We start from the raw sequence: 23157 nt of genomic DNA, 5'->3' as shown, positions 1-23157 counted from the left end.
AGACATTCGGCGTTTTGGGTTGTTCTCGTGATTGTGTTGACGGCTTGTTCGGCGGGATCGGGCGAGGGGAAGCCTGCGGACAGCGCGCCGGGAGGGAAACTGAGCTTGATCAATATGTCTCTCTACCGCAGCGATTCCGCAAAAGCGCAGCCCGAATTGATTCTTGTTCAGAGCGATCCGGACAAATTGGCTGCAGCCGGGAAGTGGATTCGATCCGGCGAATCCAGAGCGTTGCCGCCTGCCGAATCTATCTCTAAGATCTATGGTCTTCAATTCCAGTACCCGACCAAAACGTCGACAGAAAGTGTTGATTACATCCTTCTAACGGACGATCAAAGCAGCTATTATCTGAAGCAGGTTGAGCCTCGGCAGATTGCGGACCTGGACTCCTTTGATTCCGAAGATAAGGAATCCATTCTGGAAAAAGCCGGGAAGGAAGGCTGGTTTTCGGTTTCTTCTCCCGAGTTCTTCAATTGATGGAAAAAGGATCAAACGTACGACCCGTTTTTTTGAAAGCAAACCGAAAAAACACGCAGACGGCGCTTGGCCGATGCGTGTTTTTCATTCGTGCTGCCATCGTCTCTGACATTCTCATTTTCGAAACAGGCGTCCGCTTTGCTCATTTTGTCCCCGTGTTCCCGGCCTTCCGCTTCGAGAGCAGCGAGGAACAGAAAATCAGGGCGGCCGTCAAAAGCAGCGCCGCCGCAATCGGCAGCCAGGCGCCTGAAGCCATGCTCCCGGTTGACAGCAGCGTGCCCGCTTCGCCGGTCAGCCTGCCGGGGCTCCATTTCATGAAGCGCCCAAGCAAGCTGGGCAGCAGCGAGAGCGCGGCCAGCGCCAGCAGCGCGAGGAAGGCGGCTCCGGCCTGCGAGTCCATCGCGCTGCTGAACATGAGGACCGCGGACAAGGCGAACAGCAGCCATAGGGCGTACAGGAGCAGGCTTTGTCCGATGAGATGCGGCGGGACGCTGCCGATAAGGATATCGGTATAGTACCAGGTGGCGAGATAACCGATTCCGAAGGCGGTCAGCGCAAGGGAAGCTATGCTGGCCCATTTGGCCGTCGCCAGCGACAGATGGGATACGGGCTTCACATGAATCATGACCGCCGCGCCGCTCTGTCGCTCGCCGGAGACGATGCCCATGAACGACAGGGCGAGAATCAGCAGCCCGAGCGTGTTGTACTGGGACAGCGTCTTCAGCATGATGTCGGCGGCGGCAGGAACGGGCATGGCCGCGGCGACCTCCTTGGCGATGCCGTTCGCCTCCAGCAGCTGCGGCATATAGGCGGTCGTGACCGGGTTCATGACGCCGAGCAGAATGAAGACGACCGGAATCCACAGCCATTTGTAGCTGCGTTTCATGCCAAGCATCTCCTTGCGGTATAGCACCATCCACTGGCTCATGGCCGCACCGCCTTTACAAATAGATCCTCCAGTGTCGACTGGCCGAACTCCAAGCTCGATATCGATATTGCCCTGTCCACGATTTTTTTCAGGACGGCCGTCTTCGCCGCTTCCGGATTTCCTTTCAAGGCCAGCACCACGCCGAAGGAGCGGCTGTCTGCGTGCCGGACGCAAGGAAGCTCCGCCAGAGCTTCGGTCCACTCCGCGCGAGGCTCCGTGAACCGGACCGTCAGAACCGGCTCCGTATGCTCCCGCATTACTTGGCGAAGCTCGCCGCCCAGCGCGATGCGCCCGTCCCGGATGATGAGGATGTCGTCGCAGACCGCCTCCGCATCGTGAAGGACATGGGTCGAGAACAGGATGGTCGTCTCTTTTTTCAGCTCCAGCAGCAGCTCCAGCACCTCGCGGCGTCCGAGCGGATCCAGCGCCGATACCGGCTCGTCGAGGAGCAGCAGCTTCGGACGGTGAATGATGGCCTGGGCGATGCCCAGGCGCTGCTTCATGCCGCCGGAATACCCTCCGATGCGTCGGTCCGCGGCGTCCGTCAGGCCTACCCGCTCCAGGATGGCAGAGCTTCGATCCGCCGCATCCCGTCTGTCCAGACGGGCCAGGCGGCCCGTGAAGCTCAGGAACTCCCGGCCGCTCATCCAGTTCGGATAAGCCGGATACTGGGGCAGATAGCCGATGATCTCCCGGATATCGCCTCCGCTTTTGCCGTTGAAGCTGATGCTGCCTCCGGATGGCGCAAGCAGGCCGGCGAGCATGAGAAGAGTCGTCGTTTTGCCGGCGCCGTTCGGTCCGAGCAGACCCGCGCAGCGGCCTTCCCCGACGGTGAATGAAAGGTCTCGGACAGCCTCCTTGCTGCCGAACGATTTGGACAGCCGGGAGATTTCAAGATCCGGCATTCAGTCCGACCTCCTTCCGAAGAGAAAATAAGCGACGGTGCCGAGGAGACTGGAGAACAGGATGAGGATTGCCCACATCCACTTGGGACCGTTGGTCCGGCGGACCTTGGAGAGATCGACAAGAGCGGCGGCGACGAGAATGAGCTGCAGGATGGCGAGCGGCAAAACGAGCTTCAGGGTATCGGACATGGTTGCTACCTCCCGTTTAATTGAATGACGTGATGGATAAGTCTCGGCTATGCAGCGAACCGGCAGCCGGATGAAAGGCGGCCTGTTGCGCGCCTCTTCCTTTTGGCCTATCAAAGGGATGTGACGCCGCCGGGCGGCGATTCGTTCAATTCCATATGGAGGAATAGCGGAACGGCTTGCCGGGAACCGGGAGGAAGCAGGCAAGAAAGCCTCGAAATAGAGGGGGAAGACGTGAACTAGAGCCGAAAGGACGGGATGCAAATGAAGCCGATGGACCATCCGCGAGCATGGCGGCGATGGATTCCTCTATTGAGCGGCTGCGGAGAAATCGAACCGATTCTCAAGGGCTACTCGGACGATGCCAAATATTTGGTTTCCGACAGCGAGGGAAAGCCTCGTTACGTCCTCCGTGCTTACGGGATCGAGCAGGCCGGGACGAAGGCCAGGGAATACGGAATTCTGGAGGAGATGAAGGAGCTGGACGTTCTGTGCTCCAGGCCTGTGCAGGCCGGCAGCTTGCCGGATCAAGGACTGGGCTACATGCTCGTCACCTACATCGAGGGGGAAGAGGCGTCGGAGGCGCTGCCTCGTCTGCCGGTCGGGAAGCAGGAGTCGATCGGGCTTCACGCGGGACGGGAGCTGCGCAAGATCCACCGGGCCGGCGTCCCGGCAGACGTGGAGCCTTGGCAGGATCGGATTTTGGCGCGGTATCGGAAATACATGCAGGAATATGAGGCCTGCGGCATCAAGCTGGACCGAGGCGATGAACTGCTGAAATTTCTGCAGGAACATATCGGGCTGACCGAAGGCAGGCCAAGCGTATTCCAGCATCATGACTATCACGTCGGGAACCTGATTGTCCACGATGGGGCTTTGGCCGGAATCATCGACTTCAACCGGTACGGCTGGGGAGATTCCGTTCAGGAATTCGCCAAGGCCGGCTTCTTCAGCGCCGAGACGAGCGTGCCGTTCACGGCCGGCCAGATTCGCGGCTATCATGACGGGGAGCCGGATGACGGCTTCTGGCAGCTGTATGCGTTCTATATCGGCCTGGTCTGCCTTTCTTCCGTTCCTTGGATCGTCCGGGTAAGGCCGGCAGAGACGGCGGACATGCTGAAGCGGATAGGCAAGGTCATCGACGATCACGAGGGCTTCAGCCGGTGCAGGCCTTTGTGGTATCCGGGCTGAGCCGTCCGCAGCCGACGGCTCGCAGTCGCCAAAAAAACATGGCCGCAGTCGGCCATGCTCTCTAACAGGCGGAGACTCCATGTTGTCCGGTTAGGATGTCAGCAGGCCGCCTTTACAGGCGGTCTTTTTCCTGTTTTGACTGTTGTCTGCCCCCAACGATTGGTTTTTTGGAGCCGACTCTGGTAGAACTGAAGGAAAGAGATGCCTTGAAGGCAGGAATCAGGGAGGGGTGACAGCGGGTGAAGCCTATAACGGTTCTGGTCGCGGATGACGAGGCGGAGATTGCCGATCTGGTCGCTCTGCATCTGGAGAAGGAAGGATACAACGTCATCAAGGCGGCGGATGGTGCCGAGGCGCTGCGGACGATTCAGTCGCAGCCGGTCGACCTGGCCATTCTCGACATTATGATGCCGGGTCTCGACGGTTACGAGGTGACTCGGCAGACCCGGGTGGAGAATCATATTCCGATCATCATTCTGAGCGCCAAAACGTCGGACTTCGATAAAATATCCGGTCTGGTCATGGGGGCGGACGATTATATGACCAAGCCGTTCAACCCCCTTGAGCTTCTGGCGCGGGTCAATGCGCAGCTCCGGCGGTCGCTGCAGCTGAGCCGGCCGAAGGAGGAGCATTCGGTGCTGGAGCTTGGCGGAATGGCGATCGACTCCATGCGGCGCACAGTTGCCGTGTACGGGCAGAGCGTGGAGCTGACGCCCAAGGAATTCGACATCCTCCATCTGCTCGCAAGCCATCCCGGCAAGGTGTTCGCAGCCGAGAACATTTTCCGCCATGTGTGGGAAGAGGAATACTTCGAGAGCGGCAATACGGTGATGGTCCATATCCGCACGCTGCGCAAGAAGCTTGGCGAAGACAAGGACAAGTGGATCAAGACGATCTGGGGAGTGGGATACAAGTTCAATGGATAAGTGGCTGAGAAGCTTCAGAGCCCGAATGATCGCGCTGCTGGCGCTCAGCATGCTGCTGTCCGGCTTGGCGACGTACGCCGTGTTCAAGGGGCTGCAGTATTATTACAGCAATCATGTGAGATACGGGGAGCCGCTTGAGCGGCTCCGCCATGCGATCCGCAGCTTCGGGGATCTGAACTTCTTCCTGATCCTGTTCGTCCCGCTTGCGGTGCTCTTCTTCTTCTTCCTGACCAAGCCCTATGCCGCGTACTTCCGCGAAATATCGGACGGGATCGGACGCCTTGCATCCGGGGATTTCAGCGGGCGCGTCGACATCGCTTCCCGCGACGAGTTCGAGAGCATCGCGAGGGATATCAATGCGGCCAGCGCCAACCTGCAGCGCGCGGTCGAACGGGGCGATTTCGCGGAGAGCAGCAAGGACCAGCTCGTCCTGAATCTGGCCCATGACCTGCGCACGCCGCTTACTTCCGTGCTGGGCTACCTGGACCTCATCCTGCGCGAAGGCGGGCTGTCCCCGGAGCAGAAGCAGCATTACACGTCCATCGCGTTCAACAAGTCGAGGCGCCTCGAAAAGCTGATCGACGGCCTGTTCGAAGTCACCCGGATGAACTACGGCCGTCTCCCGCTCGAGACCGAGGCTCTGGATCTGAGCGAGCTGCTCGCGCAATTGAACGAAGAGCTCTATCCCCTGTTCCAGCAAAACCGGCTCAGCGTCAGGCCGGACATCGCCCCGGGTCTCATCGTGAACGGCGACGGCGAGCTGCTCGCGCGGGTGTTCGAGAATTTGCTCGCCAACGCCGCCCGGTACGGCAGGGACGGGGAGTTCGTGGATGTCCAGTGCGGCAAAGAGGGGGACGAAGCCGTCGTCCGCATCGCCAATTACGGCGATATGATTCCGGAGGACGAGCTGCCCCGCTTGTTCGAAATGTTCTATAAAGGCGATCGGGCCCGAACTCATCAGGAAGGAAGCACGGGACTCGGCCTGTTCATCGCCAAAAACATCATCGACCGGCACAAGGGGAAGATTGCGGCCGAAAGCAGCGCGATCCGAACCGTATTTGAAGTCCGCTTGCCGCTGCAAGGGCAAGCCGGATAAAGAGCGGCCGCAGCCTCCATGAAGAGCCTTCCCGGAACCTTTCGGAGAAGGCTTGATTGGCGTTCAGGGATGCCGCGTCCCGAATGTTGCTGTCCTTTGCCCTTCTTTCCCCGGTATCCAATCGCCGCCATTTAAGAAAAAATTTAAAAGGTCTGAAATTCTTCTTAATGACTTTCCCTTAGACTTGGCAAGAATAGAGCGGAGGGAAAGCGACGAATGAAAAAATACGCCATCATAGGACTGCTTATTCTAGCGGCGGCCGGCTGCGCGGCGAGGGAACCCCGGACGCAGCCTGGGCCGGCGGCGCCCTCTCAGACGGCATCGGACAATCCGGCCTCGGATCGTGCGCCGGCAACCGAATCCATTTCGGTCGGCAAAGCACAAATCAAGCAAGGGAATTTGGTGCTGGTCAATAAGGAACATGCCGTTCCGTCGACATACGCCAAGTCCGATGTGGTGAATCTGTACGAGCACAAGGAGCTCCTGGAAGGCTACGGCCTTCTCGACAACAAGATCCGGCTCTCCAAGAGCGTGGCGCTGCGGTTCATTGCGATGGTGAAGGACGCCGACAAGGACGGGGTCAACCATTTCCTGATCAGCAGCGGCTACAGGAGCGACGAGGAGCAGGACAAGCTCTACCGCGAGCTTGGCGGCAATTCGGCGCTTCCGCCGGGCCACAGCGAGCATAATCTGGGCCTGTCGCTGGATATCGGCTCCAGCACCGCCGAGATGAGCAAAGCCCCGGAAGGCAAGTGGCTGAAAAAGAACGCATGGAAGTACGGATTCATCCTGAGGTATCCGGAGGACAAGACCGACGTGACCGGCATCCGCTACGAGCCCTGGCATTTCCGTTACGTAGGTCTGCCGCATAGCGCGGTCATGCATCGGGAAGGACTCGTGCTGGAGGAATATCTGAACCTGCTGAAGGATCGAGGGGCGATCGAAACGGAAGTGGATGGCGCCAAGTACCGGATTTCCTATTATCCGGTCCAGAGTAAGACGACGGTGAAAATTCCGGCGGGAAAGCCGTACGAGCTGTCCGGCAACAATTCGGACGGGGTCATTGTTACGGTCCGGATAGACGGAGCGGGATAAGCAAGTGGGAATGCCAGCACCATAGAAGCGGGGCCTGCGGGACAGGGGCTCCGTTTTTTTCTATGCCCAAAAGCCCAAGAGTACCGCTTAAATCCGGATCTCCAGGCATCTTATCGAGAAAGGTTGACGTTGACGTTAAGGTTACAAGGTGGTATCTTTAAGATAATTATTTTAGTCATAAACAATATAGAGGGAAGGGATAAAAATCTACAAGATCGAAGATGTCGCCAACCTGTGCGGCCTGACTAAGCGTACGGTGCGCTATTACGAGGAGATCGGGCTGCTGGCTCCGGAACGCAGCGGGGGAGGCTTCCGTCTCTACACCGAATCCGATGTCGAGAGGCTGAAGAAGATCGTCAACGCACGCGATGCGCTCGGCTTCTCGCTGCAGGAGCTTCAGGAATATGTCTCGATCGGGGAAGAGCTGAGCGAGCTGCGGGACGGCATCCGGCAGGTGGAGGATGCCGAACGCAAGCGCTCCATCATTGGCGATATGGAGAAGACCGTGGAGAAGCAGCTGAAGATGATGGATCAGAAGATCGCCAGGATCATGAAGATCCGGTCGGAATTCATCGAGCTGAAGGGCAAGATCCAGGAAGCCAAGATCAGATACGAAATCGAATAGGAGTGAGCCTTCGTGGCCAATAGAGCTCAACAAGCTGCAAAGCCTGAATTGCCCGCCGCGCGCAGCGGCATTCTGAATCAGCCGCGCGCCGTATGGGCCGTTTTTTTTGCCGGAATCATCGCCTTCATGGGGATCGGTCTGGTGGATCCCATCTTGCCGGCCATTTCCGAAAAGCTGAATGCGACGCCAAGTCAGGTCAGCCTGCTGTTCACCAGCTATAACGCCGTCATGGCCGTCGCCATGCTGATTACCGGCACGATCACTTCCCGGCTCGGCATGAAGCGGACGCTGCTGCTCGGCGTCGTCATCATCGCCATTTTCTCCGCTCTCGGCGGATTTTCCAATGGAATTTGGGAGCTGGTCGGGTACCGCGGGGGCTGGGGCCTCGGCAATGCGCTGTTCGTCGCCACGGCGCTGACGGCGATCGTGTCGCTCTCCCGCAGCGGCGTCGCCAAAGCCATCATCCTGTATGAAGCCGCCATCGGCCTCGGCATCTCCGTCGGCCCTATCCTCGGCGGCGAGCTCGGCTCGATCTCCTGGAGAGGACCGTTCCTCGGCGTCGCGGCCTTGATGGTTCTCGCTTTCATCGCGCTGGCGGTCCTCATGCCGAAGTCGGAAGCGCCGAAGACGCCGGCTTACGCCAAGAAAAAGCTGTCGGCTTCCCTGCTGGATCCGTTCAAGGCGATGCGGCACCGGTCGCTGGTCGTGTTCGGGCTCACGGCATGCTTTTACAACTTCGGCTTCTTCACCCTGATGGCCTACGCTCCCTTCGTCATGGGGCTGGACATCCACGGCATCGGCTACGTCTTCCTCGGCTGGGGCGTTCTGCTCGCCTTCACCTCCGTCTTCATGGCGCCCAAGCTCCAGCGGGCGTTCGGCACGGTCAAGTCGATGGCGGTCATGCTGGCGCTGTTCGGCCTCACGCTGCTGGCGATGGGCATCTGGACCGATATCCACTGGGTTGTCATCGCTTGCGTTGTTTTCGCGGGGGCTCTGCTCGGCAACAACAATACGCTCATTACGACCGGCGTCATGAACGCCGCTCCCGTCGAGCGCTCGACAGCTTCCGCGGCCTACAGCTTCCTGCGGTTTCTCGGCGGCGCGATCGCGCCTTATTTCGCGGGCAAGCTGGCGGAATGGTTCAATCCCCATGTGCCGTTCATCGTGGGAGCCGCCTTCGTGCTTGTATCGGTGCTGTACATGCTGGCCAATCATAAGCATGTGAAGCATGTCGATGAGGTCGAGGCTGCCCATTGACAAACGGTTTTTGGTCAAGCCCCAAGAAGCAGGCTGCCGCCGGCGGCCTGCTTTTTTGGACTGCGCCGGCGCCTGAATGGAAGCGGCTTCTGCCAATGTTCCTGTATTCCCGCTCGCCGATGGGTTATGATGGAGGGGAACGGTTCGTGAGCACACGCGAAAATAGACGTTTAACATAGGAGACCATATGAAATTCGAAGAACTGAACATCGCGCCGGCCATACTCAAGGCGCTGAGCAAAGAAAACTATACGCAGCCTACGCCGATCCAGGAGAAGGCGATTCCGGCTGCGCTTGAAGGACGGGACGTGCTTGGCTGCGCCCAGACCGGCACAGGCAAGACGGCAGCGTTCTCCATTCCGATCATCCAGAAGCTGAGCGCCGGACGTCCGGGCGGCAAGCCTGCCGGCAAGCGGGTCATCCGCTCGCTCATCCTGACGCCGACGCGGGAGCTCGCCATCCAGATTGAAGAAAACATCAAGGCCTACAGCCGCTTCACCGAGCTGCGCAGCGTCGTCATCGTCGGCGGCGTCTCCCAGTATGCCCAGGAGCAGCAGCTGCAGCGCGGCACGGATATCCTGATCGCGACGCCGGGACGTCTGATCGACCTCATCAACCAGAAGCATGCCGATCTGCAGCATGTCGAAGTGCTTGTGCTGGACGAAGCCGACCGCATGCTCGACATGGGCTTCATCAACGACGTGAAGAAGATCATGACCAGGCTGCCCGCGAAGAGGCAGACGCTGTTCTTCTCCGCCACGATGCCTCCGGAGATCGCCCGTCTCGTGGAATCGCTGCTCGTGAATCCGGTCAAGATCGAAATTACCCCGGTGTCCTCGACGGTCGATCGGATCGAGCAGTCGGTGTACCTGGTCGACAAGGAAAACAAGCTGTCCCTGCTTACCCATCTGCTGCAGGACGAGACGATCTCCTCGGTGCTCGTCTTCACCCGCACGAAGCATGGAGCGGACCGGGTCGCGAAGGGCCTGGCGAAGAAAAGCATATCCGCCCAGGCGATTCACGGCGACAAGTCCCAGAACGCGCGCCAGGCTGCTCTGAGCAACTTCAAGAAAGGAGCGACGCGGGTGCTCGTAGCGACCGATATCGCCGCCCGCGGCATCGATATCGACGAGCTGTCCCATGTCATCCAGTTCAATCTGCCCAACATGCCCGAGACGTACGTGCACCGGATCGGCCGTACAGGACGGGCCGGACATAGCGGAATCGCCGTTTCGTTCTGCGAGGTGGAGGAGCTTCCCTACCTCAAGGATATCGAGAAGGTGACAAAGAAGAAAATTCCGGTTGTATCGGACCATCCGTACCCGATGCTGGGGGCTCCGGCGCCGTCGGAGAAGCCGGCCGCGCAGGCGAAGCAAGGCTCGTCCAAGGGCGGAGGCCAAGCGAGACAGGGCGGCGGCCGCGGCGGGAACCAAGGTGCTCAGGCAAAGCAAGCTTCCCCGGGCAACGGCGGCGGTCAAGCCAAGCACGGAGCCGGCCAAGGCGGCCAGTCGGGGCAAGGAGCCAAGCAGGGCTGGCAGCGCCGCGGAGGGCAGCGCCCGGCAGGAGAGCGCACGGCAGCTCCGGCGAACAAGAGCCGCTAAGCAGCGGGCAGTTCCTGCATTAAGCAAGTTGAGCGGCATCAGCCGTCCGGCCGGAGGCCGGGCGGCTTTTTTTGCGTATAAGGGTATGGGCGGGAATAATTTCAGCCAACAGTGATAATCATTATCACTGTTGGTTATGCTAAAGGAGAGCCGGAAATGAGAACGGACAGCCGGCGGTCGGCTGTCCGAGTGGAATCAAATTTTCGGTTCGAACGTTTTGCAGTCCGTCTCTTCGGAATTGCTGGCTGTTTTGCTGTGGCTGACGACATAGATGGACGTAGCCGCGCATTTATTGCCGGCAGCCCAGTGCCGGCAGGAGTTCACTTCGCAAAGAACATCCTTGGCCATTGCATTCACCTCCCTGCTTGATAGCATGGCCGAACGGCAGGGGGGCTTATACCTTGCTTTTGCGCGTCCTTCCTCGACGATCTCTTTTCCGCCAAAGTGAAAGCCTGCCAATCACTTTTCACCATTCCTCAATATTTTTCTCCACTCCGTCGATAACATACGTATCTTTTGACACGGAGGGATCCACAGACCCCATGAAGGTTAATTTCACCATTAGAATGAAGCTGATCAGCAGCTTTGTTTTGGTTTCTTTGTTATTTGGGCTATCGTCCGTTTTTACGGTCCACAACGTGGAGGATACGAAGAAATCCTATGACTACATCGTCAATACGGCCGGTGAGTTGAGGTCTCTCGCCCAATCCATCCAGACCGATTCCGCGGTGCAGATCAGCGCTTTCCGAGCATATATGCTGTATGGAGACGCCAAGTACAAAACCCAGATTTATGACGCCAACAGCCGGATCGACGCCGCTGTCAAAAAAGGGCTTGAGCTTGCGGTATTGGAGGAGTCCCAAAAACGGCTGAAAGCGATCGGCGAGGCCAACCAGCAATTCAAGCAAGTGACCGTCAAGGTGATGAACAGTTATTTGAGCAACAAGAAAAAGGCGGCGGAAGAAGGCGTCACGATCATTCTTCCCGTCAGTGAGTCCATTACGAGCCAGGCCGATTCCATGGCGGAATGGATGGGCGGCACCGTTATTCCCGACAATGTCAAGAAAGCGTCAGACCAGGCGCATGCAGGCTTGGTCGCCGTCATCGTCATCAGCACGGCGGCCGCTCTGGTCGCGCTGGCATTGGGCGGCCTCGTGTCGTGGTTTCTTACCCGTCCGCTCATCCGGCTGTCTGCATCGGTGAAGCAGGTCGCGGAGGGAAATCTGACGGGGGACAAGCTCGTCATCCGCGGCCGGGACGAAATTTATCAGCTGAACGAAGCCTTCCATGAGATGACGGTCGGACTGAAAGAAATGATCGGGGGCATTGCCGGAAGCGCCGGACAGCTGGCCGCATCCGCCGAGCAGCTCAAGGTTGGGGCGCAGCAGTCGGGCAAGGCTGCCGAGACGGTCGCCTCCGCGATCCAGGAAATCGCGGGCGGCGCCGAGATGACGACGGTGCGGCTGGATCAGAATCAGAATGCCCTTCAGGAAGTGCTGGGAGGCGCAAGGCTCATCTCGGCGGGCTCCGAGAGCGTGCTGCAGTTCTCCCGCCAGACGTTCGGAGAGGCGGAGGACGGCAGCCGGTATGTGGAGGACAACCTGAACCAGATGAGATTCATTCATGAGTCGGTCCAAAAATCCAATGAGGTGATCGCCTCGCTGTCCGGACGCTCCCGCGAAATCGGCGGCATCCTGAAAGTCATTGCGGATCTGGCCCGTCAGACGAACCTGCTTGCCTTGAACGCGGCGATCGAAGCCGCCCGCGCCGGCGAGCACGGCAAAGGCTTCGGGGTCGTGGCCGGCGAAGTAAGGGCGCTTGCGGAGCAGTCGCAGCAGTCGGCCAAGAACATCGCGGCCTTGATCGCCGGCATCCAGCAGGACACGGAAGCGTCCGTCGCCATCATGAGCGAGGTCGTGGCTGGCGCTCAGCAGGGACTGAGCATATCGGAGCTAACCTCGGAGAAGTTCTCCCGAATTCTGTCCGGCACAGAAAACATGATTCCGCATATCGAGGAAATGGCGGATGTCGTGAAGCAGATTACGGGCAGCATTCAGGAGGTCACCGATGCGGCCTCGCAGATTGCCGGCATCGCCCAGTCCCATGCGGCCGGCTCGGAGGAAGCCGCTGCCTCGACCGAAGAGCAGCTTGCGTCGATGGAGGAGATCCATGCTTCGGCCAGCAATCTCTCCGCTATGGCGGAAGAGATGAAGCGGATGGTCGACCGGTTCAAGATCGAATAGCTTGAGTAAGCGCGGGCTTGTTGCCCGTGCTTTTTCTTTTTTTTAGGATGCAGGCGATGGGCTTGACGGCAGGGAGGAGCAGATCGGCCGTTCTGGGCATACAGTGAACTAGACTGCAACCTAGAGTGGAGGAACATGAACGTGACCGATTCCATCCTGCAATCCCCGAATTTGACCTTATGCGCTGACTCCAACGAGGTGCTGAATTTCAAGCGGGATTCGCACAACTACATTACGCAGCTGTTCGGCGAGCAGCTCCCGGCCATCCGGACGGGCCTATTCAACGTTCATTTGACTAAAGGCATCATCATTCAGCCGCATTGGCATACCAATGTGACGGAGCTGGTCTTCGTCATCAGCGGCGAAGTCATGACCTCCGTATTTGATCCGTTCACTCAGAAGCTGATGAACTGCAAGCTGAAGCCGGGTCAAGTCGCCGTCTTGCCGAAGGGCTGGTTCCACTGGATCGTGACGCTGTCCGAGAAGGCTCATATCCTGACGATATTCGATCAGCCGACTCCGGATATCGTCTATGGCTCGGACTTCCTCCGCTTCACGCCCAAGGAAATCATGAACCTGGCGTACTGCGTAGATGAAGAAGAATATGCCAAGGCTGTGGCGCCGATCCAGCAGTCCCTCATTCTTGGACCGCCTCCGGGCTGCAGCAAGGTCCAGGCGCTGCAGGAGGCTCCCGGCGGGCATGGCTACGGCGTTGGCCACGCTCAGCCGCTCGTGCAGGGAATGCCCGGCATGTACGGCCATGGATACGGCGGCGGGCCGATGATGCCGGAAATGCAGGGAATGCCCGGCATGTACGGCCATGGATACGGCGGCGGGCCGATGATGCCGGAAATGCAGGGAATGCCCGGCATGTACGGCCACGGATACGGCGGCGGGCCGATGATGCCGGAAATGCAGGGAATGCCCGGCATGTACGGCCATGGAAGAGGGAGCCGCGGCTCCCTTTTTTCGCTTGGAGCCTTGTTTATCAAAGCCTCCGAGCTCCGTTTATCAACGCGGAAGCTCGCCGCCGCCATGCGGAAGGCCGGCTGGGAGGCCGGATGGCCTGAAATTATACGCAGACTGGGGAATCGGGACTATGGCAGCAACGACACGCAAGGGAAGGGACGGCGGACAGCCTGCCGGCAAAAAGGCGGACGACGCCCTGCATAAGCTCCATTCCAGGCCAAGGACGGCAATTGTCCTGATTGCTGCCGGTGCGGCGGCGCTTCTGTTCAGCCTGGCGCTGTCGGTCTCGTTCGGCGCGATGGATATCAAGTTCCGGATGGTATGGGAAGCGGTCTTCCATTACAACCCCGGCTTGAAGGAGCATCAGGTTATTCAGGAGCTGCGCCTGCCGCGTGTGCTCGGATGCATGCTCGTCGGCAGCAGCTTCGCGGTTGCAGGAGCGGTCATGCAAGGAATGACGCGCAATCCGCTGGCGGATTCAGGCCTTATCGGCCTCAATTCGGGAGCGGCTTTTGCGATCGCGCTCTGCCTCGCCTTTCTGCCCGGCCTTCCGTACCGTTATGTCGTGCTGCTGGCTTTTGTCGGAGCAGCGCTGAGCGCGGCATTGGTCTTCGCTCTCGGTTCATCCGTCCGCGGAGGGCTGACGCCGACACGGCTCGTTCTCGCCGGCGTGACGCTCTCGGCGCTGCTGACGGCTCTAAGCGAGGGCATCGCGCTGTACTTCCGCATCGGCCAGGATCTGGCCTTCTGGTTCGCGGGAGGGGTCGCCAACATGCGCTGGCTGGAGCTGAAGGTCATGACCCCATGGATCGCCCTTGCGCTCGCTGGAGCCATGGGGCTCTCCCGCTCGATTACGATGCTGAGCCTCGGCGAAGAGGTGGCCCGGGGACTGGGCTTGCGCTCCGGGCTGGTGAAGGGGCTTGGCCTCGCCATCGTCGTCGTGCTGGCGGGGTCGGCAGTGTCCGCCGTCGGCGCCGTCTCCTTCGTCGGGCTGCTCGTGCCGCATCTGGCGCGCAAGCTTGTCGGCGTCGATTACCGGTGGATCATCCCGACCTCGGCGGTGCTTGGAGCGCTGCTCGTCGTGCTGGCCGATCTGGCGGCAAGGACGGTCCATCCGCCTTTCGAGACGCCGATCGGAGCGATGATCTCGCTGATCGGCGTTCCCTTCTTCATCTATCTGGCCAACAAAGAAAGGAGGGAGCTGTAGACGATGGGCGCATTCATGTCCGAATCGGAGCGGCGCAAGCGCAGGAAAGCCTGGCTGGTCGCCGCCATCCTGAGCGCGGCGATCGCCGTTGTTTTTGTCGTCAGCATGAACACCGGGGTGATCCGGCTCTCTCCGATCGATGTGCTGCGGACGCTGGCCGGAGGCGGGACGGAGCGTCAGCAGCTTATTCTGTTCGACTTCCGCCTGCCGCGGATCGTCATCTCCTTGCTGATCGGAGCCGGCCTGGCGGTATCCGGCGCCGTGCTGCAGGCGCTCTCGCGCAACGCGCTCGCGGATCCCGGAATCATCGGCATCAATTCGGGGGGCGGGGCTGATCGTGCTGCTGTTCATCGCTTACTACCCGGCGCCGGCTGCAACTCCGGCCTACCTGCTGCCTCTGCTGGCCTGGGCGGGAGGAGGAGCCGCCGCCGCGCTCGTCTTCCTGCTGTCGTACCGGAGGCATAAGGGGATGTCCTCGAACCGGCTCATCCTGAACGGCGTCGCCGTCAACTCCGGCTTCGCCGCGGTGACGATCGTCGTCTCCCTGCGTATCAACCCGGAGCAGTACCAGTTCGTTGCGACTTGGATGGCCGGCAGCATCTGGGGCAAGGACTGGAGCTACGTGCTGGCGCTGCTGCCGTTCATCGCGATCCTCCTGCCCTATGTCTTGTTCAAGTCCCGGACGCTCAATGTGCTCAACCTGGGCACTCCGATGGCTACCGGGCTCGGCGCGTTCGTGAGCCGGGAGCAGGTTCTGCTCCTGGCCGCCGCGGTCGGGCTGGCCGGATCCTGCGTGGCCGTCAGCGGCAGCATCGGATTTGTCGGCCTCATCGCCCCGCATCTGGCCCGCCGTCTTGTCGGGCAGCGCTATCAGGCGCTGCTCCCGGTCACGGCTCTGTCCGGAGCGCTGCTCGTCATGGCTGCCGACACAATCGCCAAGGTGATTCTGCAGCCTGCGGAGATTCCGACCGGAATCATCGTGGCGGCAGCCGGCGCCCCGTATTTTCTTTATTTGCTGTACCGCTCGAAGTAGAGGCATGTTCAGCTTATTCAGCAGCAGCCGGCCGGAATGGTTCCGGCTTTTTTTTTATGCCTGCAGGTGGGTTGCGAAGCAGAGCAGACTCTCTATCTTTATGAGTAGGCGTATATACCTATTAATTTTTATTATATCAATATATTAATATAAATATTTTCGATTAATAACAAGGAATTTATCTAATTTGGAAATATATATCGACAAATTACTACCTTAGTCCTATACTAAATTCATATTTGGAAGAATAAAACAGTGGGGGTATTACTATGCGCATTCGTTTGAAAAATGCAGCAGGCGGGATTAAGGATGCAAAAGTCGGATTTAGCTGGACGACCTTTTTCTTTGGCTTTTTCCCGGCTCTTTTCAGAGGCGATTTGAAGTGGGCTGTCATCATGTTCGTCGCATCGGTTGCGGTCGGCATTTTTACATTAGGATTTGGCGCTTGGGTACCGGGAATCATCTTTTCCTTCATCTACAACAAAATGTATATTAAAGAGCTTCTGGAGAAAGGGTACCACCCTGCCGATCAGCACTCTCAAAACGAGCTGCAGTCCAAAGGCATTATTGCGGCTTAATTCGTATTGGGGAGCGCCGATTGTCAAGCCGTCTTTAACCTATAGCGAAACCCAGGGTTGATCCGGCAAGCAGCTGCTCCTCCATTCCTTGATCGTTGAAGGCCTCTGCTCTCGAGCAGGGTCTTTTTTTTCATGAATCGGCTTAGGCAGACGATCCGCGAAGAATAAGTCGGGCCGGCGATGGAAATCATTTGGTTAGCTTCGCTCAAAGAAAGGAGGACTTCCCATGAAAATCACTTTTTTGAAGTTGATGGCGTTCATCGCCGTTGTCTTGTTCGCCGTTCCAGCCCAGGGCAGCGCCCACGCTGCCAAGGACCCCATCCCGATGCTGCAATCGCTGTCCCAAGTGTCGGCCAATCAGATTCGGATCACCTACGACCGCAGCGTGGATGTCGTCAAAGCCATGCAGCCGTCCAACTACTGGGTTCAGAGCACGACGGACGCAGCGCCGAGCGGCATCGCTACACTCGGCAAGGATGACAAAGTAATGCCGGATAATGCCCTGACTGCAAGCCAGGTTTCGATCAATCCGGTCGACGGCCAGAACAAAAGCTTCGTCCTGACCTTCAGCCAGGCCATTCCGGCAGGCCAGTCCTACAGGCTGATCATTTGCTTCATCACGGTTCCCGGAGGCGCGCCTTACAGCGGCGACAACGGAATGGCCGTATTTACGGGGAAATAGCCTGAATGGAACAGGCGGCGGCCAGCTTTAGGCCAGCTCTCTTTCCGGCTCCAGGCTTCATCCTTATCCAGGAAGAGCCCTTGAATCGTATTCAAGGGCTCTTGCCTATGTCCGGTTCCGCCCGCAGCCCTCATTTTCCATTTTTCCGCTCTTGCCGACGGGCAGCCAATTCCGTTCGCATGGGCCTATCGAATAAGCTTCATCCTTTGACTGCAGGTCGACAATCAAATTGACAAAGCCGACCCTTTCGCTGGATACTTGAATAAATCAGAGTCAATTAATCGGGATTGAGGAGCGCGTCACGCCTTTTCAAAGGAATCAAGAAAACTGCTTTTGCGCTAGCGGAGCCTAGCCGGAACATTCCGGCAGCGCCAGGAAAACCGTCCATGCCGGCGTAACAGGGCGGATGGGAAGAGAGCCGGACGGAGCTGCCGCTCGTCTTGAACGTAGAGGAAACGGCGGCGTGCGGCGCTTGAGTTCAAATGGTATGCTGGAGGCCTAGAGAGGCGTCTGAAGGGAGAGGAAACGGACATGAAGAAAAACCGAATCGGTTCATCCGGTCTGCTCGTCGGCGAGATCGGCCTCGGCTGCATGTCGCTAGGCACGGAGGAGGGCAGGGCGGTCTGTCTCGTCCATGAGGCGCTGGAGCTCGGCGTCAGCCTGCTGGACACGTCGGATCTGTACGATGCCGGGCGCAATGAGGAGCTGGTCGGCCGGGCGATCAAAGGACGCAGAGACCGCGTCATCCTCGCCACGAAGGTCGGCAACCGGCGTTACCCCGGGCAGGAGGGCTGGACATGGGATCCGTCCAAAGCCTATATCCTGTCCGCTGTGAAGGAGAGCCTGCGCAGGCTTGGCACGGATTATATCGATCTGTACCAGCTGCATGGAGGGACGATCGAAGACCCGATCGATGAGACGATCGAAGCGTTCGAGCAGCTGAAGCAAGAGGGAGTCATCCGGGAATACGGCATTTCCTCGATCCGGCCGAACGTCATCCGGGAATATGCCGCACGCTCCTCGATGGCCAGCGTGATGAATCCTTACAGCATCGTCGACCGCCGTGCCGAGGAAGAGGTTCTGCCCCTTCTGCAGGATCGGGGCATCTCCGTCATCGCCCGCGGTCCGCTCGCGAGCGGAGCGCTTGCTGCAGGCCGCCGGCCGGCCAAGGGCCTGGCGGATTACAGCCTGGACGAGCTTGGCGAGCTGCGGAGCGGATTGGAACGGCTGGCGGCTCCGCAGCGGAGCATGACCCAGCTGGCGATCCGCTACTCGCTGAGCCATCCGGCCGTCGCCGCCGCCATTCCGGGAGCGAGCTCGCGGGAGCAGCTGCTGCAGAATATCGCCGCTGCTGAGGTGCCGGAGCTGACCGAGGAGGAAGTCGGAATCATCCGGGGACTGAGCAAGGCGAATGTCTATGTTCAGCATCGGTAACAAGGCGCGACCTGAACGATTCAGAGAGGAATGAGGGAATGGGGTCTTTTTTTTTGCAATATCAAGCTTGAAATCCCCCGTACCATGACGTTGGCCGAGCTCGAGGAAGCGTTGGACGCCATCATGGACGGACGGAGTTATGAACGGAGCGGGGCGCCTGCCGACCGGGCGATCCATGTGGCCTGGGATCGGAACGGCAAGTGGCTGACCATCTACGACGAGGGCAACGCTGCCGGCGATTGGGACGAGCTGGACGGCATCACGGGGGAGCTGTCGCTTCGCGCCGGCACATACGCCGTGAGCAATACCGTACTGGACAGCGATCTGCTTCGGATGAGGCTCTTCGAGCAGGGCCGAGCATCGGATATATACATCAATGATCCGGAGCTCTACAACGAGATGATGAATGAAAGCTGCGACAGCAAAGGAGAGCTGTCCAAGTGGCTTCCGCTCCTGAAGGAGGGGCCGGACGAGCTGCTGCTGGCTGGGATTTGGGAGAAGGAAGAGGTTTTCGCCGAGGATAAATTGGCCTTGTTGGCCGATGCCTACGGATGGTCGGCTGCGGCTTCCGGCATGGGATTGTCGGAGTGGGAGGAGCTGGGGCAGGATCATGCTCCTGCCGTTCTTCGCCTTTATTTCCGGGAGGTACTCAGGAGCTGACCGCTTGCTGTCCTCTAATTCAATATGCGGATACATAGGAGGGATTTGGATGCGGCTCCGTCGCTGGAAACGAAATTTAGCCTATCACGGCATTCGCCTGCTTCGGCAGCGGCAGGGATCCCACCGGATCTCGCTTGGCGCCGTTCTGGGATTGCTGCCCTGCTGGTACCCAACCTTCGGAATCGGTCTCGCGCTGTCGCTCGGTCTGATCCGCCTGTTCCGCGGCAATGCCGTCTCCGGAATGCTTGCGGCTTCCGTCGGGACCTTCCTGTGGCCGATTCTCTTCTATGCCAACTACCTTACGGGACAGCTGTCTAGGGAGCTGTTCGCCCGACCGGCCGAGCCGGAATTGGCCGAGCTTCTCTCCGAGCCGGCCGCGGACATCAGCTACGAGGAGACGGCCGACAGCCTTGGCGCGCTGAGCGGCATCGGCGTTGATTTCCTGATCGGCTCCGTGCTCAACAGCATCGTCGTTTCCGCCGCAATGTATGGCGTGCTGCGAATTCTCTGGACCCGGTACCGTCTTTCGTTGCTGAAGCATGTGCGTGCCCGCGCCGCAGGTGCGATAGCCGTGATGGCCGGGTCGTGAGTGGAACCGAAAAAAGAAAGACGGCGCCGCGGACGGCGCCGTCTTTTTTATAGGGGGATTGCCGCCATGCTCCTACGCAAGCCCTTCCAACCCGAACGTATCCGCCAGGCCTCTTCTGCCTGCCTCGGTCACACGTACCGCGCGGCCTCCCGGTATCCGCTCCAGCCATTGCAGCTCCAGCAGCCTCGAGGCGATGGCGGCGCCGAGGCTTCCCGCCAAGTGATGGCGCCGCTCGCTCCAATCCAGGCATTTCCGGGCATAATGCCGGCGCTGGCCTGCCGGAGGATCGACCCGGACTCCAAGCATGAGCAGCTTCTGCCGGCCCGACTCGGCAAGCGCGTAATCAGGACCGGAATCATTCAGGAAACCCAGGGCAAGCAGACGGTCCGTCAGCGCGACCCCGACCTTGCCGGCGAGATGGTCGTAGCAGGTGCGGGCATGGCGCATATGCCTCTGCTCGTCCGACTCGCGCAGCGACTTCACGGCCTTGGCCGGCGCGATGACGAGCATGGCCTCCAGCGCTTGGCCGACCTCCGGACCGGCCAGCCGGTAATAGCGATGGCGTCCGGAGGCTTCCTGACGGAGCAGACCGCCCTCCACGAGCTTGGCTAGATGCGCGCTGGCCGTCGCTTTCGATACCCGCGCCGCCTGGGCCAGTTCTCCGGCAGGCAGCGATTTTCCTCCCATCAGGCTCATCAGCATCGCCATGCGGGAGGCGTCTCCGATCAGAGCGGCAATTACAATCATGTCGGGAAGCCGGGTGCTGTCCATGTTCCTCTCTCCTTTGCATGCATCGTTCGACGGCGGACGAATCAACCCCATGCTACCATGATTGCATCCGAAACATAAAGGAGCAGCCGGCATGAATCGTTATCTGTACGGGGCGCTAGTCCTTCTCGCCACCTTCCTCATGGGATCCTCGTTCTCGGTCGGCAAAATCGGACTCGCCCACGCGTCGCCGCTGCTGCTGGCGGGATTGCGCTTTACGCTCGCCGGCCTGCTGATGGCGCCGTTCTTATGGCGGAAGCCGCTGCCCGGCAGGCTGTCCGATTGGGCCAAGCTCGCGGCGATCGGACTGTTCCAGACGACGGGGGTCATGGGCTGCATCTTCCTCAGCATGCGGACGATTCCATCGGGGGAGACGTCGATTCTGACCTTCGTCAACCCGCTGCTTGTCATCGTCCTCGGCTCGTCCTTTCTCGGAATGCGCTATCGGCTCGCCCAGTGGCTCGGGGTGCTGATCGGAGCCGCAGGCGTGTTCATCTCTCTGGGAGGCTTCCGCATGCATGCGGCCGAAGGGACCTGGCTGGGCCTCGGAGCGGCGTTGTTCTGGGCGGCCGCCACGCTTATGGCCAAGGCATGGGGAGCTCTGTTCAACAGCTGGATCCTGACGGCGGGACAAATGCTGTTTGGCGGCGTGATGCTGCTCGCGCTGAGCTTCCTGGCCGAGCCGGTCTCTCTGGACCTCAATCCATCCTCGCTGGGCGCGCTGCTGTATTTGGCCGTCATGGGATCGATCGTCCAGTTCGCCTCCTGGTACTATGTGCTGAGCCGCAGTCCCGATCCCGGCAAGACGAGCTCGTTCCTGTTCCTTGCGCCGCTCTTCGGCGTTCTGTCCGGACACTTCATTCTGGGGGAAACCGTCCAGCCGGCTTTGTATGCGGGAGGCGTCTGTATTCTGGCCGGCATTTTCCTGGCCAATCGGACCGGATTCCGCCGGCAATCCGCCGCTGCGGCGGGGGAAGGAGCCTCTCATGCATCGGAAAAGGAAAGGAAAGGAAAGGAAAGGAAAGGAAAGGAAAGGAAGGGAAGGGAAAGGAAAGGAAAGGAAGGGAACAATAATCCGACAAAATAGATCGGAATAATGTTGACAATGGCGGGCGGGAGCTGTAGACTCTCTGGTGGACGCCGCTGTCATCCTATAGCAGGGTCTGCCCGGCGAGATTCTTGGCCATTCCCGCAGACCGCACCGTCTTCTGATATTCTCCCCGGCACACGGCAGTTCCGTACGGGGGATTTTTTCGTTCAAGCTGCTTCGGAATTATACAAACGTATGTTCCTGTGGTAAGATGAATGCATACATATAGTTTGCGGGTTAAAGGAGTTTTGTTTCATGAATGACATTTCAACTGTTCTGGATGAATTCGAATCGGCCTCGAAATGGGCACGGAGCCTTGACGTCGCCAGGCACGCTTGGAATCGCCCGATTGCGGAGGGCAAGGCCACGATCGCAGGAATCGTCTCTCATTTGCTCAATTGGGACCGTTATCTGATCATCTATACCATACCCTCGGTCTTAAAGGGAGAGGATATCCTTTTCCCCGAGTTCAACGCCTTCAACTTGTCGGCCTACGAGTATGCCGAATCCGGGGTGAAGCAGGAGCGGCTGCTCGCGGAATTCGCCGATACGCGCATGGAGCTGTGCGCCCTGCTGCGCTCTATCGGAGAAGCAGATCTGCTCCGGGCCGTATCCGTCAACGGAGCCTCCCACTGCCCGCATACGGGCAGCCCTTACTCTCTGCTCTACGTTATGGGAGAATTCGTCGACCATGACCGCCATCACCAGAAGCAGATTGAGCTCGCGGCTTCAACCCGCTCGGTGAGCGGCTAGAGCCAGGCTCCGCATGCTGGCATCGCGGCTGATGCGGACCTTGTTCCCGTAACGGCCGCTTCCAGCTTGGCCGTTACGGCGGGAATTTCGCGCCCAAAGACACCTTCAACAACCTCTTGAAGGTGTCTTTGGGCTTTGCTCCTGGCATGAGCTTCATCTCTTAGGCGAAAAAATCGAAAAAAAATTCCTTCTCATACTCATCAATATCTTTAGCGTTGGTTAAATTTTTATCTGGGCTCGGAATATTTATAATGATCGAAAGATGCCAAATCTGAAATGTCCTTTTCTATTTAATATTCTAGATTTTGACCAACCCTACATAAAAAAAGGCGCTTACGCGTCTTTCTCAAATTCTATTGCTTTTTCTTCATTTTCAGCTTCAGAAACAAAGATTAATGATTAATGAACTCAGATTATGGTAAAAGCTAATTCGTTGCCGCACAACCCGCCATTTAACGAAAAGACCGTTAAAAGTAACGCTATTATACTTGCCGGTTTGTTTAAACTGTGGGGCTTGTATTGCCGATAATGAAATAGAAGAAATATAAATCGGGGGTCCCTAATGAAAAAGATGCTTTTATTAATTGCAGCCATTGGTTTAGTTTTATCAGGATGTGGAACTGTTGAAAACGGTAAGACCGCTTTATCTGAGAAATCGGAAGCCACATCAACTCCAAAAACTGTTACAACGACGGGAAAAGCTGCAGACGTTGAATGGGAAGCTGAAATCAAGGAAATTGCTGGGGCTGCTTTGAGTCCTACCGAAAAAGCTGATAAAACCGAAAGCCTAGCAAGAACCTATTCAAAATCGGTAGCCGATGACGAACTCAAGGTGTTTGAATCGTTTATCGTTGAAGAATACAAG

General features: G+C 58.6%; 24 protein-coding genes and 1 pseudogene. 20 read left to right on the top strand and 5 right to left on the bottom strand.

The window, feature by feature from the left end:
* Positions 1 to 105: 105 nt before the first annotated feature.
* Entirely contained in the window at positions 106 to 477 is a 372-nt protein-coding gene (locus BN871_RS02140) for a hypothetical protein (protein WP_048744163.1), read from the top strand.
* Positions 478 to 619: 142 nt separating this feature from the next.
* On the opposite strand, the gene BN871_RS02135 is transcribed toward BN871_RS02140, so the two are convergent.
* From BN871_RS02135 to BN871_RS02125, 3 genes are read right to left on the bottom strand one after another with little or no spacing between them, the layout of a single operon-like run.
* Positions 620 to 1405 carry an ABC transporter permease subunit gene (locus tag BN871_RS02135; RefSeq protein ID WP_048744161.1) on the bottom strand — a complete coding sequence of 262 codons (786 nt, stop codon included), beginning with the start codon at positions 1403 to 1405 and terminating at the stop codon, positions 620 to 622.
* Complete coding sequence (locus tag BN871_RS02130; protein WP_021877682.1) at positions 1402 to 2310, bottom strand: ABC transporter ATP-binding protein; 909 nt, start codon at positions 2308 to 2310, stop codon at positions 1402 to 1404. The genes BN871_RS02135 and BN871_RS02130 overlap by 4 nt, the downstream gene beginning before the upstream one ends.
* Positions 2311 to 2499: a PLD nuclease N-terminal domain-containing protein gene (locus BN871_RS02125; protein WP_021877681.1), complete on the bottom strand. Its 189-nt coding sequence runs from the start codon at positions 2497 to 2499 to the stop codon at positions 2311 to 2313.
* Positions 2500 to 2760: 261 nt separating this feature from the next.
* Here BN871_RS02125 and BN871_RS02120 point away from each other — a divergent pair, with 261 nt between their 5' ends.
* The 7 genes from BN871_RS02120 to BN871_RS02090 all read left to right on the top strand — a co-directional run bounded on the left by BN871_RS02120 (position 2761) and on the right by BN871_RS02090 (position 10286).
* Complete coding sequence (locus BN871_RS02120; protein WP_232312763.1) at positions 2761 to 3687, top strand: phosphotransferase family protein; 927 nt, start codon at positions 2761 to 2763, stop codon at positions 3685 to 3687.
* A 239-nt stretch (positions 3688 to 3926) separates the two neighbouring features.
* Complete coding sequence (locus BN871_RS02115) at positions 3927 to 4613, top strand: response regulator transcription factor (protein WP_048744159.1); 687 nt, start codon at positions 3927 to 3929, stop codon at positions 4611 to 4613.
* Positions 4606 to 5709, top strand: coding sequence for a sensor histidine kinase KdpD (locus BN871_RS02110; RefSeq protein WP_048744158.1), 1104 nt, complete (start codon positions 4606 to 4608; stop codon positions 5707 to 5709). Before BN871_RS02115 ends, BN871_RS02110 begins: the two co-directional genes overlap by 8 nt.
* 216 nt (positions 5710 to 5925) lie before the next feature.
* The gene (locus BN871_RS02105; RefSeq protein WP_021877677.1) at positions 5926 to 6804 is read left to right on the top strand and encodes a M15 family metallopeptidase; all 879 of its coding nucleotides are present in this window, start codon (positions 5926 to 5928) and stop codon (positions 6802 to 6804) included.
* Positions 6805 to 7060: 256 nt separating this feature from the next.
* Positions 7061 to 7429 (top strand): MerR family transcriptional regulator, encoded by a 369-nt coding sequence (locus BN871_RS02100; RefSeq protein ID WP_232312761.1) that lies wholly within the window; start codon positions 7061 to 7063, stop codon positions 7427 to 7429.
* Positions 7430 to 7441: 12 nt separating this feature from the next.
* The gene (locus BN871_RS02095) at positions 7442 to 8686 is read left to right on the top strand and encodes an MFS transporter (RefSeq protein ID WP_048744155.1); all 1245 of its coding nucleotides are present in this window, start codon (positions 7442 to 7444) and stop codon (positions 8684 to 8686) included.
* 187 nt (positions 8687 to 8873) lie between these two features.
* On the top strand, positions 8874 to 10286 hold the full coding sequence (locus BN871_RS02090; protein ID WP_083436194.1) for a DEAD/DEAH box helicase: 1413 nt from the start codon (positions 8874 to 8876) through the stop codon (positions 10284 to 10286).
* 195 nt (positions 10287 to 10481) lie between these two features.
* Here the strand turns inward: BN871_RS02090 and BN871_RS26485 are convergent, their stop codons facing one another.
* Complete coding sequence (locus BN871_RS26485; RefSeq protein ID WP_083436193.1) at positions 10482 to 10634, bottom strand: DUF1540 domain-containing protein; 153 nt, start codon at positions 10632 to 10634, stop codon at positions 10482 to 10484.
* A gap of 194 nt (positions 10635 to 10828) precedes the next feature.
* On the opposite strand from BN871_RS26485, the gene BN871_RS02085 reads away from it, so the two are divergent.
* From BN871_RS02085 to BN871_RS02045, 9 genes and pseudogenes are all read left to right on the top strand, one after another.
* A complete protein-coding gene (locus BN871_RS02085; protein WP_048744153.1) occupies positions 10829 to 12529 on the top strand; it encodes a methyl-accepting chemotaxis protein in 1701 nt (566 codons plus the stop codon).
* Between the two features lie 141 nt (positions 12530 to 12670).
* Complete coding sequence (locus tag BN871_RS29835) at positions 12671 to 13702, top strand: cupin domain-containing protein (RefSeq protein WP_332310196.1); 1032 nt, start codon at positions 12671 to 12673, stop codon at positions 13700 to 13702.
* Positions 13629 to 14705, top strand: a complete 1077-nt coding sequence (locus BN871_RS02075) for an iron ABC transporter permease (RefSeq protein ID WP_048744152.1) — start codon at positions 13629 to 13631, stop codon at positions 14703 to 14705. Before BN871_RS29835 ends, BN871_RS02075 begins: the two co-directional genes overlap by 74 nt.
* Positions 14706 to 14708: 3 nt before the next feature.
* A pseudogene (locus BN871_RS02070) lies at positions 14709 to 15738 on the top strand (FecCD family ABC transporter permease).
* A 269-nt stretch (positions 15739 to 16007) separates the two neighbouring features.
* Positions 16008 to 16316 carry a hypothetical protein gene (locus BN871_RS02065; protein WP_048744150.1) on the top strand — a complete coding sequence of 103 codons (309 nt, stop codon included), beginning with the start codon at positions 16008 to 16010 and terminating at the stop codon, positions 16314 to 16316.
* Between the two features lie 226 nt (positions 16317 to 16542).
* Positions 16543 to 16998 carry a hypothetical protein gene (locus tag BN871_RS02060; protein WP_021878775.1) on the top strand — a complete coding sequence of 152 codons (456 nt, stop codon included), beginning with the start codon at positions 16543 to 16545 and terminating at the stop codon, positions 16996 to 16998.
* Between the two features lie 531 nt (positions 16999 to 17529).
* Positions 17530 to 18432, top strand: coding sequence for an aldo/keto reductase (locus tag BN871_RS02055; RefSeq protein ID WP_048744147.1), 903 nt, complete (start codon positions 17530 to 17532; stop codon positions 18430 to 18432).
* Positions 18433 to 18516: 84 nt separating this feature from the next.
* Positions 18517 to 19092 carry a hypothetical protein gene (locus BN871_RS27350; RefSeq protein ID WP_157060175.1) on the top strand — a complete coding sequence of 192 codons (576 nt, stop codon included), beginning with the start codon at positions 18517 to 18519 and terminating at the stop codon, positions 19090 to 19092.
* Positions 19093 to 19141: 49 nt separating this feature from the next.
* The gene (locus tag BN871_RS02045) at positions 19142 to 19681 is read left to right on the top strand and encodes a DUF2062 domain-containing protein (RefSeq protein WP_048744143.1); all 540 of its coding nucleotides are present in this window, start codon (positions 19142 to 19144) and stop codon (positions 19679 to 19681) included.
* Positions 19682 to 19753: 72 nt separating this feature from the next.
* On the opposite strand, the gene BN871_RS02040 is transcribed toward BN871_RS02045, so the two are convergent.
* A complete protein-coding gene (locus tag BN871_RS02040; protein WP_048744142.1) occupies positions 19754 to 20452 on the bottom strand; it encodes a helix-turn-helix transcriptional regulator in 699 nt (232 codons plus the stop codon).
* 91 nt (positions 20453 to 20543) lie between these two features.
* Between BN871_RS02040 and BN871_RS02035 the strand changes: the two genes are divergently transcribed.
* The 3 genes from BN871_RS02035 to BN871_RS02025 all read left to right on the top strand — a co-directional run.
* Complete coding sequence (locus tag BN871_RS02035) at positions 20544 to 21536, top strand: DMT family transporter (protein WP_083436190.1); 993 nt, start codon at positions 20544 to 20546, stop codon at positions 21534 to 21536.
* A 258-nt stretch (positions 21537 to 21794) separates the two neighbouring features.
* Positions 21795 to 22292 carry a DinB family protein gene (locus BN871_RS02030; RefSeq protein ID WP_048744139.1) on the top strand — a complete coding sequence of 166 codons (498 nt, stop codon included), beginning with the start codon at positions 21795 to 21797 and terminating at the stop codon, positions 22290 to 22292.
* Between the two features lie 562 nt (positions 22293 to 22854).
* Positions 22855 to 23157, top strand: a 303-nt coding sequence (locus tag BN871_RS02025; protein WP_048744137.1) for a hypothetical protein, incomplete at its 3' end; no start/stop codon positions are given.

The organism is Paenibacillus sp. P22 (genome assembly GCF_000469945.2).
Classification (GTDB): domain Bacteria; phylum Bacillota; class Bacilli; order Paenibacillales; family Paenibacillaceae; genus Paenibacillus_O; species Paenibacillus_O humicus.
Note: the sequence above shows the minus strand (reverse complement) of the source record. Positions and strands in the feature narration are given on the sequence as shown.